This window comes from Allobosea sp. NPDC055353 (assembly GCF_053644975.1).
Genome location: NZ_JBSHMC010000001.1, coordinates 2268795 through 2283884, shown reverse-complemented (window position 1 = coordinate 2283884; position 15090 = coordinate 2268795). Strand labels below are relative to the sequence as shown.

General features: G+C 66.4%; 15 protein-coding genes and 1 tRNA gene. 9 read left to right on the top strand and 7 right to left on the bottom strand.

Annotated features, from left to right (window positions below):
* Positions 1–50: 50 nt before the first annotated feature.
* From ACWIEX_RS10550 to ACWIEX_RS10530, 5 genes are all read right to left on the bottom strand, one after another.
* Positions 51–1211, bottom strand: a complete 1161-nt coding sequence (locus ACWIEX_RS10550; protein WP_454032989.1) for an amidohydrolase — start codon at positions 1209–1211, stop codon at positions 51–53.
* Between the two features lie 20 nt (positions 1212–1231).
* Positions 1232–1891 carry an ectoine/hydroxyectoine ABC transporter permease subunit EhuD gene (gene ehuD / locus ACWIEX_RS10545; RefSeq protein ID WP_061967850.1) on the bottom strand — a complete coding sequence of 220 codons (660 nt, stop codon included), beginning with the start codon at positions 1889–1891 and terminating at the stop codon, positions 1232–1234.
* Positions 1881–2540, bottom strand: coding sequence for an amino acid ABC transporter permease (locus ACWIEX_RS10540; protein ID WP_454032988.1), 660 nt, complete (start codon positions 2538–2540; stop codon positions 1881–1883). The genes ehuD and ACWIEX_RS10540 overlap by 11 nt, the downstream gene beginning before the upstream one ends.
* 17 nt (positions 2541–2557) lie before the next feature.
* Positions 2558–3442, bottom strand: coding sequence for an ectoine/hydroxyectoine ABC transporter substrate-binding protein EhuB (gene ehuB / locus ACWIEX_RS10535; protein WP_454032987.1), 885 nt, complete (start codon positions 3440–3442; stop codon positions 2558–2560).
* 253 nt (positions 3443–3695) lie between these two features.
* The gene (locus ACWIEX_RS10530; protein WP_454032986.1) at positions 3696–4574 is read right to left on the bottom strand and encodes a LysR substrate-binding domain-containing protein; all 879 of its coding nucleotides are present in this window, start codon (positions 4572–4574) and stop codon (positions 3696–3698) included.
* Between the two features lie 233 nt (positions 4575–4807).
* On the opposite strand from ACWIEX_RS10530, the gene ACWIEX_RS10525 reads away from it, so the two are divergent.
* Complete coding sequence (locus ACWIEX_RS10525) at positions 4808–4987, top strand: hypothetical protein (RefSeq protein WP_454032985.1); 180 nt, start codon at positions 4808–4810, stop codon at positions 4985–4987.
* Positions 4988–5106: 119 nt separating this feature from the next.
* Here the strand turns inward: ACWIEX_RS10525 and ACWIEX_RS10520 are convergent.
* Positions 5107–5196, bottom strand: a tRNA-Ser gene (locus ACWIEX_RS10520).
* A 440-nt stretch (positions 5197–5636) separates the two neighbouring features.
* Between ACWIEX_RS10520 and ACWIEX_RS10515 the strand changes: the two genes are divergently transcribed.
* The 7 genes from ACWIEX_RS10515 to ACWIEX_RS10485 all read left to right on the top strand — a co-directional run bounded on the left by ACWIEX_RS10515 (position 5637) and on the right by ACWIEX_RS10485 (position 13034).
* Positions 5637–6740: a septal ring lytic transglycosylase RlpA family protein gene (locus ACWIEX_RS10515; protein ID WP_454032984.1), complete on the top strand. Its 1104-nt coding sequence runs from the start codon at positions 5637–5639 to the stop codon at positions 6738–6740.
* A 45-nt stretch (positions 6741–6785) separates the two neighbouring features.
* Positions 6786–8006 (top strand): D-alanyl-D-alanine carboxypeptidase family protein, encoded by a 1221-nt coding sequence (locus ACWIEX_RS10510; protein ID WP_454032983.1) that lies wholly within the window; start codon positions 6786–6788, stop codon positions 8004–8006.
* Between the two features lie 10 nt (positions 8007–8016).
* Positions 8017–8682, top strand: coding sequence for a dTMP kinase (tmk, locus tag ACWIEX_RS10505; protein WP_454032982.1), 666 nt, complete (start codon positions 8017–8019; stop codon positions 8680–8682).
* Positions 8683–8769: 87 nt separating this feature from the next.
* Positions 8770–9840, top strand: a complete 1071-nt coding sequence (locus ACWIEX_RS10500) for a DNA polymerase III subunit delta' (RefSeq protein WP_454032981.1) — start codon at positions 8770–8772, stop codon at positions 9838–9840.
* Positions 9841–9861: 21 nt separating this feature from the next.
* Entirely contained in the window at positions 9862–11421 is a 1560-nt protein-coding gene (metG, locus tag ACWIEX_RS10495) for a methionine--tRNA ligase (RefSeq protein WP_454032980.1), read from the top strand.
* Positions 11421–12221, top strand: a complete 801-nt coding sequence (locus tag ACWIEX_RS10490) for a TatD family hydrolase (protein WP_454032979.1) — start codon at positions 11421–11423, stop codon at positions 12219–12221. The genes metG and ACWIEX_RS10490 overlap by 1 nt, the downstream gene beginning before the upstream one ends.
* A 9-nt stretch (positions 12222–12230) precedes the next feature.
* Positions 12231–13034: an MBL fold metallo-hydrolase gene (locus ACWIEX_RS10485; RefSeq protein WP_454032978.1), complete on the top strand. Its 804-nt coding sequence runs from the start codon at positions 12231–12233 to the stop codon at positions 13032–13034.
* 136 nt (positions 13035–13170) lie between these two features.
* On the opposite strand, the gene hmgA is transcribed toward ACWIEX_RS10485, so the two are convergent.
* A complete protein-coding gene (gene hmgA, locus ACWIEX_RS10480; RefSeq protein ID WP_454032977.1) occupies positions 13171–14523 on the bottom strand; it encodes a homogentisate 1,2-dioxygenase in 1353 nt (450 codons plus the stop codon).
* Positions 14524–14599: 76 nt separating this feature from the next.
* Here hmgA and ACWIEX_RS10475 point away from each other — a divergent pair, with 76 nt between their 5' ends.
* Positions 14600–15034 carry a MarR family winged helix-turn-helix transcriptional regulator gene (locus tag ACWIEX_RS10475; RefSeq protein WP_454032976.1) on the top strand — a complete coding sequence of 145 codons (435 nt, stop codon included), beginning with the start codon at positions 14600–14602 and terminating at the stop codon, positions 15032–15034.
* Positions 15035–15090 lie beyond the last annotated feature (56 nt).

Below are 15090 nucleotides of genomic sequence, written 5' to 3'. Positions count from 1 at the left end.
TTTGAAAACAGGCCGCAATCGGCCTCAGGGCATCGTATGATGCCGGGATGTTATGGGGTTGGGGCGTCATCCTGCAGCGCGCGCCTGGCGACCTCATGCATCCAGTCGATCGCCGTGGGCAGGATGGCGTCGTTGAAGTCGTAGCGGGCGTTGTGAAGCTCGCCATCCGGTCCCGCCGGGCCGTTGCCGATCCAGACATAGGCGCCGAGCTTGTCCTGGATCAGGAAGGAAAAATCGTCGCCGGTAGTGCTGGGGCGAAGGTCGGTGCGGACTTTGGCGCCGATCGCCTCGCCGGCGGCGACCGCGAGCTTCACCTCGGCCGGGGTGTTGATGATCGACCGGCCGGTCGAGAGAATCTCGACATCGGCGCGCATGCCGTAGGCTTCGCAGGTGCCGGCGATCAGGCTTTCCATGCGCTTGATGACGGCCTCGCGCACCTCCTGCCGATAGGTCCGCAACGTGCCGACGAGCGTGACGCTTTCCGGGATCTGGTTGCTGACGACGCCCCCTTGGATCTGGCCGATCGAGAGCACGACGGCGTCGCAGGGATCGACATTGCGCGAGATGATGGTGTGAAGACCCATGATCAGATGCGCCGAAGCCAGGATCGGGTCGCGTGTCTGGTGCGGGATCGCGGCGTGGCCGGCGAGCCCGTGCAGCGTCACCTGCCAGCGCCCGCCCGCCGCCATCACCGGCCCGTCATGGACGGCTACGGTGCCGGCCTCGAGCCCCGGCCAGTTATGGAAGGCGAAGACGCGCTCCATCGGGAAGCGCTCGAACAGTCCGTCGGCGATCATCGCCTTGGCGCCGGCGCCGTTCTCCTCCGCCGGCTGGAAGATGAACTGGATCGTGCCTTTCCAGTCGGGATCGGCTGCGAGCATCGCGGCCGCGCCCAGCAGGGCGACCGCGTGGCCGTCATGGCCGCAGGCATGCATCGCGCCCGGATTCTGCGAGGCATAGGGTACGTCGTTGCGCTCCGCGATCGGCAGCGCGTCGATGTCGCCGCGCAGGCCGACCGAGCGGTTGGAGCCCGGCCGCGACAGCGTCGCCACGATGCCGGCGCCGCCAATACCGGCCTCGAAGGGAATGCCGAGTTCGCGCAGGCGGTCCTGGAGGAAGGCCGAGGTCTGCGTCTCCTGCTCCGAGAGTTCAGGATGAGCGTGGAGATGGCGGCGCCACTCGGTCAGCCGCGGAAGAAGTGTCGTATCCATGATCGGTCCGTCTGCAGGAATCAGCGTTTCGCGGAGAGCAGCAGGTGCTCCTCCAGCCGCCTGACGAGCCAGGCGAGCACGAGGGCGATGGCCAGGAAGATCGCGCCGACGACCACCATCGGTTCGGTGTAGCGGAAGGTGTCGGAGGCGATGTCGAGCGCCGCGCCGAAGGCTTCGTAGACGGCGATGGCGGCGAGGTAGGGCGTCGATTTGAAGATGCCGATGAAGTAGTTGCCCATCGGGGCTGCGATATTGCGCAGCATCTGCGGTGCGATCACCAGGATGACGGTCTGCAAGCGCTTCAGGCCGAGTGCGCGCGCTGCTTCGAACTGGCCGGGTTTCACGCCGTCGATGCCGGCCTTGAAGACCTCGGCGAGATAGCCGCTGTAATAGATGCTGATCGCGATGACGCCGATGGCCAGCGCCGGCAACTTGATGCCGTAGGACGGCAGCACGAAGTAGAAGAAGTAGAGCTGCACGAGCAGCGGCGTCGAGCGGATGAAGTCGATCAGGAAGCGCATCGCATAGCGCATCACGCGGTTGCTGCGCCGCGCGATCTCGAGGCCGAAGCCGAGCAGGGATGCACCGATGCAGCTCAGCAGCGCGACCAGGATCGAGGTCCAGAGCGCGCCGGCGATCTTCGGCACGAGCGAGAGGGCAAAGCCCGCGTCAAACAGCATGGTCGAGCTTTCGTCCGGCGCCGACCTTGCGCTCGACCCAGCGGCCGATGATCGTCGCGGGGTAGCACAGGATGAAATAGGCCACGAGCAGCGCGAAATAGACCTTCGGCGGATCGTAGAAGAGCTGCGAGATCTCCTTGGCGCGGAAGGTCATGTCGGTCAGCGTCACCAGCGAGACCAGCGCCGTGCCCTTCACCAGCTGGATGAACTGGTTGATGAAGGTCGGCACCATCGCGAGCAGCGCCTGCGGCAGCTCGATCAGCATCAGGATCTGCCAGCCGCGCAGGCCGAGCGAGCGTCCGGCCTCGCTCTGGCCCTTGTCGAGCGACTGCAAGGCGCCGCGTACGGCCTGGCTGCCATAGGCGCCGATATGCAGGCCGAGCACCATCGAGCCGACCGTGATCCCCGAGAGCCGCAGGCCGAAGGAGGGCAGCGTATAGTAGAAGCCGTAGAGCAGGATGACGACCGAGGTCGAACGCCAGAACTCGATCACCGCCGTGATCGCGCCATAGGCGAGACCGCGCCAGCTGTGCTGGGCGATGCCGGCGGCGAAGGCGAAGGGCACGGCATAGAGCATGCCGAGCACCGTCACCGTCAGCGTGACGTTCAGCCCCTGGAAGATGCCCGAGAGGACTTCAAGAAAGCTCATGGCGCCGCCTGCGCCGCTCAGCCGTTGCCGGCGCAGATCTGCGCCGTCGTGACCTGGCCGGCATCCTCGTCGGCGGTGAAGTTGTATTTCTCCATGATCGGCTTGAGGCCGCCGCTGGCACGCAGCTTGGCGAGCTCGGCATTATAGGCGTCGCGGAGCTTGGCGCTGCCCTTGGGGAAGACCGTTCCGGTATAGAGCTTGGCCGGCTGGCCGTTCGGCTTGATCAGGCCCTTGAACGGCACGGCGCGCTCGATGCCCTCGACCTTCTGCTCGTCGATCACGCCGATCGCGCTGGGGACCGACAGGGTCGTGACATCGGCACGATCGGCGAGGATCGCGCTGACGGCGGCTTCGTTGTTCGGGAACAGCGAAATCTGCGATTCCGGCACGCCGGCGGCGATGGCGTTCTTGGTGTTCTCGGAACCGCGGCCGCCGGCGAGGCGCACCTTCGGGTTCTTCGCGATATCCTCATAGGAATGCAGCTTGAGCGGGTTGCCCTTCTTGACCAGCAGGCTGTCGCCCACTGCGACGTCCGGCTCGCTGAACAGCACCTGCTCGCAGCGCGGCGGGGTGATGGCGACGCCGGAGGCGATGATGTCGAAGCGCCCGGCGAGCAGGCCCGGGATCATCGCCCCGAAATCGGAGACCACGAACTCGAAATCCTTGACGCCGAGCGGGGCGAAGACGGCGCGGATGACGTCCGGATGGATGCCGACGACCTTGCTGTCCTTGTCGCGATAGGCCCAGGGCGTGCGGTTATGGATGCCGACGACGAGCTTCTTGCCGGCCCATTCGGAGGTTTGGGCCTGAGCCTGCGACGCGCCCGGCCCCGCGAAGCCCGCAAGAACCGTGAGCGCACCGGCGAGGAGCAGGGGAAGATGGCGGCGCGAGGTGGCGGTCATGGCGATCTCCGGTCGGGAACGATGGGGCTGCGCAGTGGAGGAACGGGCTGAGGAAGAACCTGGTGCGTTCACGTCGGGAGGCGGCGCTTCGGCGCGCGCATCATCGCCAGCAGGCCCGGCAGCCCGCTTCATGGTCGAATTCATCATTGTCCCTCGCAATCGCGTCTCAGGCGCGTTTCCCGGGAAGGATAGCCGGGGAGGGCCGCCTTACAATTTGTGTTGAGGCATGGCTCGATGCCGGGCTGTTATGATCTCAGCGCGCTTCCATGAGGCAGCCGATGAAGTCGCGCACGAGCTCGGATTTCGGCCGGTCCGGCGGCAGGATCAGGAAGCTGCGGCTCTGCACGGGCGGCTCGAACGGCCGCAGCACGAGTTGGCTCTGGTCATGGCCTGCGATGGCATAGGGGCTGACCAGCCCCACGCCGACCCCCTCCGCCACCAGCGCGCAGACGGTCGCGGCGTAGATCGTCTCGACCACGACGCGGGGCGGCGCGGCGCCGGCCTCGGACAGGATCATGTCGAAGCGTTGCCGGGCGCGATCCTCCGGGACATAGGCGACGAAATCGACGCCGGAGAGATCATGCGGGCCGATCGTCTCGCGCTCGGCGAGGGGATGGCCGAGCGGGATGGCGCAGAGCGCACGCGGCTGGACGAAGGCCTGGTGGACGACCCCGGTCACGTCGATCTCATCGGCGGCGAGGCCGATATCGAAGATGCCGGCGGCGACGCCGTCCCGGACGTCGCGCGACGGCAGCACCATCAGCGTGACGGTCGCGTCCGGCCGCAGCGTGCGGAAGCGCCGCACGGCGCCCGGGATGATCGAGGAGCTCAGCGCCGACAGCGTGGCGACGCGCAATTGCCCCGCCCCATAGTCGCGGATGCGGGCGGCGCTCGCGCGCAGCCGGTCCATGCCGCGGAAATTGGCCTCGACCTCCGCAAAGAAGGTGCGCCCTTCCGGCGTCGGCACGACGCGATTGCGCACCCGGTCGAACAAGGCGAAACCCAGCGATCGTTCGAGTTCGGCGATCAGGCGACTGACGCCGGGCTGGGTGACGCCGAGAATCTCTGCCGCCCGCGAGACGGTTCCCGCTTTCATGACTGCGGCGAAGACTTCGATCTGACGGCTGTTCAATGTCGTCCTGCCCGGTCGATCCAGAGAAAGGCGAGGCTAGCGCATTTCGCCTCGCGGGGCGCAGTCCTATTCGCCCACGCGGCATCGAGTCCGCCTCGGGACGGGTGTTCCGATGCGCGATCGCTGCACCGAGCGCCCTCGACGACCGTTCGAAGATCATCTCTGTCCTTGCTCCAGCGCAAAGACGCTTCCGGCCGGGCCGCTACATCTGCCTCGACCAAAGGGGGCACATCATGACTCTGTCCGAAGCAACGCGAAACAAAGCGATATTGGCCGTTCTGATTCTTGCCGGAGTGACCGCGGCGATTGCCGGCGCCACATTCGGCTCCGGCCTATTCCAGGCCATCCTGTTTTCGGTCTTCGCCCTGTCGGCGGTGATCTTGTCGACGTTCCTGATCGTCGCCCTGAATTAGGCATCCGCATGAAGAGGCCGCGCCCGCCATGGCGGAGCGGGCGATCATGGTTTGGCAGCTTGCAGGGTTTCTCTCGCGTCGCGAGCGCCTGGAACGAAGCCGTTGGCCTGGCGGCGTGCTGGCGGAAGGGGTGGGATTCGAACCCACGGTGGGCTTGCACCCACGGCGGTTTTCAAGACCGCTGCCTTAAACCACTCGGCCACCCTTCCGTGCGGCCGTTCAATGCCGCCCGGTGAGAGGATTTGCAAGTGGAAGATGGGGGTGAATGATTCGAGGGACGACGCCCCCGGAAGGTAGGGGATGCGGGCTACCGGTCGTCTGACCGCTTGCTTCCATTTGAGATCCGGACTGGCTCCGGAGCGTGTTCTGTCGGCCACGCTGCACAGAAAAATGATGCCCGCGATCGCCTCGGGTTGACATACGACACTTTTCGAACACTTCTGTGGCCGCCCGACGGCGCAGGGATGGCCTGTTAGCGGTCCGCTTTCCAGCGGATTTTAGCGACTTAACGATCCCTTAATGGAATTGGCCGAAGACTCGGCTCTTCCGCCTATGGCGGCGAGTCGGCAGACTTGTTTTTGGCGCAGAAAGCGGAACTGGCGGTATGACACGAGACGCTCGTTTTTCGACCGAGGAGACCGCCTCCACGATGTCCAGGTCGATGCCGGCGTTCTCTTCCGCTCCCACTGTTGCCCGCGTCGGATGTGTCATCCTCGCCGGTCTGTTCGCCGCGAACTGCGCCGGCAATCAGACGGCCGGGCGCCGTTCCAAGGAGATCGGCGCCTTCTCGCACGCGAAATACGGTACGGCCAGTCCGCGCGTGGTCGCCGAAGGCGAGGAAGTGCCGAAAGGCGGCGGCCGGCAGCTCGTCGGCAAGGCCTATTCGGTCGCCGGCAAGCGCTACACGCCCTTCCAGAAACCGGTGGGTTATTCGCAGGTCGGTACCGCCTCCTGGTATGGCGAGGCGTTCCATGGCCGTCGCACCGCCAATGGCGAGGTCTATGACCGTTTCAGCGTCTCGGCCGCGCATCCGACCATGCCGCTGCCGGCCTATGCCCGCGTCACCAATCTGATGAACAATCGCTCGATCATCGTGCGCGTCAATGATCGCGGCCCCTTTCATGGCGGCCGGATGATGGACGTTTCCCAGAAGACTGCCGACGCGCTCGCTTTCCGCCATCTCGGCACGGCGCGGATCAAGATGGAATATCTGGGCCAGGCCTCGCTCGCCGGCTCCGACGACAAGCTTCTCCTGGCGACGCTGCGCACCGATGGTTCGCCCGCGCCGATCCCGGGCACCAGCGCGCCGACGATGGTCGCGAGCGCCGATCCGGTCGCCACCACGCGCACCCGCAGCGTCGATCTCGACGCGCAGCCGGCAGTCGAGCCGGAGCCGGCTCCTGCCGCCCTGCCGCCCGTCGTGCAGGCCTACGCTCCGCCGCAGCCGCGGACGATCACGCCCTCGACGCCCGTCGTCGCGACCCTGGCCTCGGCCGTCTCCACGCCGGTCGACGAAGCGCCTCTGCGCGCCGCGCCGCTTCCGCCCAGCCGGCCGTTCGATCTCGACACCATTGCCAACGCGGCAAGGCCCGTCGTGGTTCCGGCAGCCCTGCGCACCACCTTGCCGCCGACGCGAGCCAGTGTGGCGAGCCTGTTCGCAGCGCCGGAAAAGAGCGCGGGCGAGCGCCTCGCCAAGACCCATCCGCTCAACCGGCTCGCGCCGCAGACCCTGCAGCCGCTCGCGCGGAACTGATCTCCAGCTTGACCTGATGGCGGGCGCTCTGCTTCACATCGAGGCATGAGCGCCTTTTGCCGTCAGCCAGGGATTGCCGCGTCGCTCCGGGTGGCCAGCCGGTTCGCTGCCGGCCTTGTTCTGACCCTGGGATTGCTCTCGTCAGGCCCTGCCGCCCTGGCCCAGAATTTCCAGTCGCAGGCGCCCTTCGCCGTCCTGCTCGATTCGGATACCGGGGCGGTGCTCTACGAGAAGGCGGCCGACGAGTTGATGGTGCCGGCGAGCATGGCCAAGCTCGCGACGGTGCTCGTCGCCTTCCAGGATCTCAGTGCCGGCCGGCTCTCGCTCGACAGCGAGATCGGCATCTCCGAAAATGCCTGGCGCAAGGGCGGCGCTCCGTCCGGCGGCTCGGCGATGTTCGCCATCATCAACAGCCGGATCAAGCTCTCCGACATCCTGCAGGGCATCATCGTCCAGTCCGGCAACGATGCCTCGATCGCTCTGGCGGAGGCCATTGCCGGCGACGAGGCGACCTTCGCCCGGATCATGACCGAGCGGGTGAGGGGGCTCGGCCTGACGAAATCCGTCTTCCGCAATGCCACCGGCATGCCCGATCCGCAGCAGCGGGTGACGGCGCGCGAGCTCGCGCTGCTCGCCGACCACATCATCAAGACCTACCCCGAGCTCTACAGGATATTCGGCCAGCGCGAATTCACCTGGAACAAGATCCGCCAGCAGAACCGCAACCCGCTGCTGGCGATGGATATCGGCGCGGACGGGCTGAAGACCGGCAATATCGATGAATCCGGCTTCGGCCTCGTCGGCTCCGCCGTGCAGAACGGCCAGCGCCTGATCGTGGTGGTCAACGGCCTGAAGACCGGGCGCGACCGGGCGACGGAGGCCCGCAAGCTGCTCGAATGGGGCTTTCGGGCTTTCGAGCGGCGCGAGATCTTCGCCGCTGGCGAGACGGTGGGCGAGGCCAGTGTCTATGGCGGCGCGAAAGGCCGGGTCGCGCTTCGGAGCAAGGGCGCGGTCAGCCTGCTGTTGCCGCGGGGCGGCACGGAGCGGCTCGCGGCCCGGATCATCTATCGCGGCCCGCTCACGGTTCCCGTTCAGGAGGGGGCGGAGGTGGCGCGGCTCGTGGTGACGCGCGGCGACATCAAGACGCTGGACATTCCGCTCTACGCGGCCGAGAGCGTGCAGGCCGGCACCTTGCAGAGCCGGGCGCTGGATGCGTTGTTCGAGGCCACGACCGGCTGGGTTCGCAAGGCGCTGAGCCGGAGCTGAGCAGGCCGTCATGGGCAAGGGACATTTCATCACGCTCGAAGGCGGGGAGGGCGCCGGCAAGTCGACGCTGGCGCGCGCGCTGAGCGAACGCCTCGACGCGACCGGCCTCACAGCGCGGACGACGCGCGAGCCCGGCGGCTCGCCGAAGGCCGAAGCGATCCGCGAGGTGATCCTCGCGGGGCAGGCGCGCGACTATGGCCCGTTCGCCGAGGCGCTGATGTTCTCGGCCGCGCGGATCGACCATATCGACAGCCTGATCCGCCCGGCGCTGGAACGCGGCGAATGGGTGATCTGCGACCGCTTCATCGATTCGACGCGGGTCTATCAGGGCGTGCTCGGCAAGCTCGACCAGGCCGTGCTGGCCGAGCTGGAGGTCGTGACGATCTCGGGTCTGATGCCTGAGCTTACATTGATCCTCGACCTCGATCCCGAGATCGGATTGGCCCGTGCCGCCAAGCGCCGCCGGCCGGGCGAGGCGATCGACCGCTTCGAAGGCGAGACGCTGGCCTTCCATCGCAATCTGCGCCAAGCCTATCTCGACATTGCAAGCGCCGAGCCGCGGCGCTGCGCCGTGCTCGATGCGGCGCTGCCTCCCAAGGCGCTTGCGGAAGCTGCGTGGCATATCCTGCGCGAGCGCCTGCCCCTAGATCATCGCGCGTCCTATCGGACGCGATAACGATGATCTATCATATTGTTATCGCATCGGATTTGTCCGAAAAGTGGAATCCACTTTTCGGTCCGATGCCATAGACCCGGACACCTGATGCTAGCGACCAGCGACGAACCCGACCGGCTGCCAAACGCGCCGCATCCGCGCGAGACGCTGGCGCTCGTCGGCCATGCCGCGCGCGAACGGACCTTCCTCGATGCGCTGGCCTCCGGCCGGATGCATCATGCCTGGCTGCTCGGCGGGCCGGAGGGCATCGGCAAGGCGAGCTTCGCCTATCGCGCCGCGCGCTTCCTGCTCGCAACGGGCGATCCGCAGGCGAGGGCGGCAAACAGCACCGATCTCGCCATGCCGGAAAACGATGCGGCGACGCGGCGGGTGATGGCGCGATCGCATCCGGACCTGCATGTGCTGCGCCGTATTCCGAAGCCGGACGGCAAAGGCTACACGAGTAACATTCCCGTCGATTCCATCAGGCGCGTGATCGATCGTTTCGGGTCGAGCGCGGCCGAGGGCGGCTGGCGCGTCTGCATCGTCGACTCGGCCGAGGACATGGAGCGTTCGGCCGCCAACGCCCTGCTCAAGCTGCTGGAGGAGCCGCCGCCACGGGCGCTGTTCCTGATTGTCGCCCATGCGCCGGGACGGATGCTGCCGACGATCCGCTCGCGCTGCCGGCTGCTGAGCTTCGATCCGCTGACCGAAGCTGATGTCGCGGAGGCCGGCCGGCTCGCGCTGGAGCGCATGGAAATGCCCTTCGACAGCTCGGCCCTGCGCCGCGCTGCGAGCCTGTCCGAAGGCTCGGTGCGGCGTGCGCTGACCTATGTCGATCCCGAGACGCTGGCGCTGGTCGAGGCGGTGAGGGCGCGGCTCGACGCCCTCCCGCAGATCGACCTCGCCGCCCTGATGGCGCTGGCCGAGGATGTCGCCGGCAAGGCGGGCGAGCGCGATTTCGCGGTAATGATCGAGACCATACAGGGCTGGATTTCCGACCACCTCCACGCGCATGCTGCGGCGCAACCGGCGCGCCTTGCACCGCTGGCGGAGGTATGGGAAAAGCTTGGCCAGCAGGCGCGCGAGGTCGAGACCTATAATCTCGACCGCCGCCCGCTGGTGATGACCCTGTTTCATGATCTGTCGTCTGCGGTGTCCCGCTCGCGCGCAGCGTGAAGCGAAGCTTTCGGACAGACGATGGCCACGGCCCCGAAATTCTATCTGACGACCGCGATCCATTACACCAATGGCCCGCCGCATATCGGCCACGCCTATGAGATGGTGGCGTCGGACGCGATCGCGCGCTTCAAGCGGCTCGACGGCTATGACGTCTTCGCCATGACCGGCACCGACGAGCACGGCCAGAAGGTGCAGCGCACGGCGGCCCAGAACGGCCTCTCGCCGAAGGAATTCGTCGACAAGATCGCGGCACGCTTCGAGGAGATGGAGCAGCGTCTCGGCTGTTCCTTCGACCGGTTCATCCGCACCACCGATGCCGACCACCTGCCCTCGACCCAGGAACTCTGGCGGCGGATGGAGGCCAATGGCGACATCTATCTCGCCAAATATGCCGGCTGGTACTCGGTCCGCGACGAAGCCTTCTACGGCGAGGAGGAGACCACCCTCCAGCCCGACGGCACGCGCCTGGGCGGGCAGGGGACTCCGGTCGAGTGGGTCGAGGAGGAAAGCTATTTCTTCCGGCTCAAGTCCTATCAGGATCGCCTCCTGAAGCTCTACGAGGACGTGCCGGACTTCATCTCGCCGGAGACGCGCAGGAACGAGGTCGTCTCCTTCGTGAAGGGCGGGCTCGAGGATCTCTCGATCAGCCGCACGACCTTCGACTGGGGCCTGCCCGTGCCGGGCGACCCGAAGCACGTCATGTATGTCTGGGTCGACGCGCTCAACAACTATGTCACCGGGACGGGCTTCCCCGATCCGGCGAACCCGCGCGCGCATTACTGGCCGGCCGATGTCCATATCATCGGCAAGGACATCGTGCGCTTCCACGCGGTCTATTGGCCGGCCTTCCTGATGTCGGCGGGGTTGCCGTTGCCGAAGCGCGTCTTCGGCCACGGTTTCTTGCTGAACAAGGGCACGAAGATGTCGAAGTCGCTCGGCAACGTGGTCGATCCGTTCGCCCTCGCCGAGGCCTATGGCGTCGACCAGTTGCGCTATTTCTTCCTGCGCGAGGTCTCCTTCGGCCAGGACGGTAATTACAGCCACGACGCCATCGTCGGGCGGATCAATGCCGATCTCGCCAATGATCTTGGCAATCTTGCGCAGCGCTCGCTGTCGATGATCGCGAAGAACTGCGAGGGTAGGGTGCCGCCGCGCGGGACGCTGAACGAGGCCGACGAAGCCATGCTCGCCATGGCCGATGCGGCGCTCGCGAAGGCGCGCGAGGCGATGAAGGATTTCGCCCTTCACACCGTGCTGGCCGATCTCTGGGCCGTCATTGCCGAGGCGAACCGCTATTTCGCCAATAACGAGCCCTGGCGCCTGACCAAGACCGATCCGGCCCGCCGTGACACCATCCTCTATGTCACGATCGAGGTGCTGCGTGAGGTCGCGATCCTGGTGCAGCCGGTGATGCCGGTGGCTGCAGGCAAGCTGCTCGACCTGCTCGGCGTCGCACCCGAGGCCCGCAGCTTCGTGGCGCTCGGTGCGGAGCATCGTCTCGTCAGCGGTACCGCCCTGCCGGCGCCGAGCGCGATCTTCCCGCGTTATGTCGAACCCGAGGACGGCCAGGCGGCGTGATGGTCATCGATACGCATTGCCATCTCGACTTCCCGGACTTCGCCGAGGACTTGCCGGCCTATGTCGCGCGGGCGGAAGAAGCCGGCGTCGGCCGGATGGTGACGATCTCGACGCGGGTCGCGCGCTATGCCGAGTACGCCGCGCTGGCGGAGCGCTTTCCGTCGGTCTGGTTCTCGGTCGGCACGCATCCGCACAATGCCCATGAGGAACTCGACGTCACGGCCGAGCGCCTCGTGGAACTGTCGCGCCATCCGCGCTGCGTCGCCATCGGCGAGGCCGGGCTCGACTATCACTACGATTCGAGCCCGCGCGCGGCGCAGGCCCAGGGGTTGCGCACGCATATCGCCGCGGCGCGGATCACGCAGCTACCGCTCGTCATCCATTCGCGCGAAGCCGATGACGACATGATCGCGATCCTGCGCGAGGAGACGGGGAAGGGCGCCTTCCCCGCCATCCTGCACTGCTTCACGGCCGGCGAAGCGCTGGCGATGACCGGCGTCGAGCTCGGGCTCTACGTCTCGTTCTCGGGCATCCTGACCTTCAAGACCTCGGAGAACCTGCGCCGGATCGCCCGGATGGTCCCGCGCGAGCATCTGCTGGTCGAGACGGATGCACCCTATCTCGCACCCGTTCCGTTCAGGGGCAAGCGCAACCAGCCGGCTTATGTCGTTGAAACGGCGAAGGTTCTCGGCGAGACGATTGGCGTGTCCTTCGACGAGATCGCCAAGATCACCACGGAGAACGCGCGGCGCTGTTACTGGAAGATGGACCACGCCGCGCCGGTCGCGCAGGTGGCCTGACCCGGCGCCATGACGCTCACCGTCACCATTCTCGGCTGCGGATCGTCCGGCGGCGTGCCGCGACCGGGCTCCGGCTGGGGCGCCTGCGATCCCAACGAACCGAAGAACCGGCGCCGTCGCTGCTCGGTCCTGGTCGAGCGCACGGGTCCGGACGGTACGACGCGAGTCCTGGTCGATACCTCGCCGGATCTGCGTGAGCAGCTCCTGTCAGCGCAGGTGCCGGCGCTGGACGGCGTGCTGATGACGCATGACCATGCCGACCATACCCACGGCATCGACGACCTGCGCGCGCTCGTCCTGCATATGCGCCAGCGCATCCGGGTCCATGCCGACAAGACGACGCAAGCCTCGCTGCATTCGCGCTTCGGTTATCTCTTCGAGACGCCGCCCGGCAGCTATTATCCGCCGATCCTCGATCTCGACGAGATCAGCGCCGGCCGGCTGCAGACCATCGACGGCGCCGGTGGGCCGATCGCGGCATTGCCGTTCCGGGTCGAGCACGGGCCGAACTATGAGGCGCTCGGCTTCCGCTTCGGCGATCTCGCTTATCTGCCCGACGTCAATCTGATCCCACCGGCCGCGATGGAGGCCATGGCCGATCTCGACGTGCTGATCCTCGACTGCCTGCGCGAGACGCCGCATCCGAGCCATTTCCATCTGGCGCAGTCGCTCGAGGCGATCGAGCGTCTGAAGCCGCGCCGCGCGATCCTGACCAATCTCCATGTCGACCTGGATTATGCCAGCCTGAGCAAGCGCTTGGCTGGCATTGCAGAGGTGGCGTTCGACGGCATGACGGTTTCGGTTCCGGCCTGACATGCAGGCGTTCCGGGCTGCATTCGCATTCAGATAAGTTCCATAATATACCTTATGCGAATCAGAGCTGGGCGGATTTCGGCCCTCTCCTCAGCTTGTCCAGGATGACGCCTATGTCTCCAGGCGTCGCCTACGCTCAAGGCCTGTTCGGATCGAAGTGCTTGGTCAGCTTGTGGCCGTAGCCGCCATAGTCGCGCTGGAGCGCATCCGAGCCGGCGGCGAAGGCCGTGACCTGCTGCGGAAAGCGCGTCTCGAACATGAAAGCCAGTGTGCCCTCGAGCTTGTGCGGCTTCAATTCGACATTGCTCGCCTTTTCGAAGGCATCCATGTCCGGCCCGTGCGGCAGCATGGAGTTGTGCAGCGAGATGCCGCCCGGCACGAAGCCGCCGCCGGTCTTGGCATCGTAGACGCCGTAGACCAGGCCCATGAACTCGCTCATCACGTTCATATGGTACCAGGGCGGCCGGAAGGTGTTCTCGGCCACCAGCCAGCGATCCGAGAAGATGACGAAGTCGATATTGGCAGTGCCGGGCGTCTCCGAGGGCGAGGTCAGCACCGTGAAGATCGACGGATCGGCATGGTCGTAGAGGACCGGCCCGACCGGCGAAAAGCGCCTGAGATCATACTTGTACGGCGCGTAGTTGCCATGCCAGGCGACAACGTCGAGCGGCGAATGTTCGATATCGGCGGCCCAGAGATTGCCGCCCCATTTCACATACATCTTGGAGGGCGCGTCGCGATCCTCGTAGGCCGCGACCGGCGTCAGGAAATCGCGCGGATTGGCGAGGCAGTTGGCGCCGATCGGCCCGCGCTCCGGCAAGGTGAAGGCGCCGCCATAGTTCTCGCAGATATAGCCCCTCGCCGGCCCGGCCCTCAGCTCGACGCGGATCTTGACGCCGCGCGGGATCACGGCGATTTCGCCGGGCTCGATATCGATGATGCCGAACTCGGTCCAGAGCCGTAGCGCCCCCTGCTGCGGCACGAACAGCATCTCGCCATCGGCATTGTAGAAATACGCATCCACCATCGAGCGCGTGATCAGGTAGACATGCGCCCCCATGCCGCCTTGGCTGCCGGCGTCGCCCGCAGTGGTCATACTGTGGATGCCTTCGACGAAAGAGATCGGCTCCGACGGGATCGGGATCGGGCTCCAGCGCAAGGGCGCGATCGGCATGTCGACCTCGCGGGCCGGCGCGGTGCGCCAGAACCCGGCATCGACCTTCCGGAATGCGTTCCAATGCGCCACGGTCGGGCGGATGCGATAGAGCCAGGAGCGCTCGTTGGTGGTGCGCGGCGCGGTGAAGGGCGAGCCGGAGAGCTGCTCGGCATAGAGACCGTAAGCGCATTTCTGGGGCGAGTTGCGCCCGAGCGGCAGAGCACCCGGCAGCGCCTCGGTCTCGAAGCCGTTGCCGAAGCCGGACATGTAGCCCGCCTGGATCGCGCTCCGGGCCTTTGAGCCTGCGGCATCGCCCGGGTTCTGAACGGTCATGGGGCGCCCTCTCCTCGCGACGGCCTTCGCTCAAGATGGTTGCTTTGGTAACTGTCGATTTTGTAACTAACAAGGCATGTCGAAACTCGCGCTCGAGCACTTCCTGCCCTATCGCCTGAACCGCCTGAGCTCGGCGGTCTCGCAGCAGTTCCGGGCGGTCTACGGTCCGCATCACGGCCTGTCCGTGCCGGAATGGCGGGTGCTGGCCACCCTCGCCCAGTTCGGGACGATCACGGCGAAGGCCATCGGCAAGCATTCCTCGATGCACAAGACCAAGGTCAGCCGGGCCGTGCGGGCGCTGGAGGAGCGGCGCTGGCTGGTCCGGCGCGAGAACGCGCAGGACAGGCGCGAGGAAAGCCTGTCCCTGACGCCGCCCGGGCTGCACGCCTATCGCGAGATCGTGCCGCGCGCGCTGGCTTTCGAGGCGTCCATTCTCGCCGCACTCGGCCTCCATGCCGAGCCCTTGCTGGAAGCGCTCGCGCTGATGGAGGCGCGTTTTCCTGTCGAGTGAGGCACCTCCCCAGGCTCTGGCGACAGCGCCCGGGCGGCTCTGCAGCGCCTGAGGCG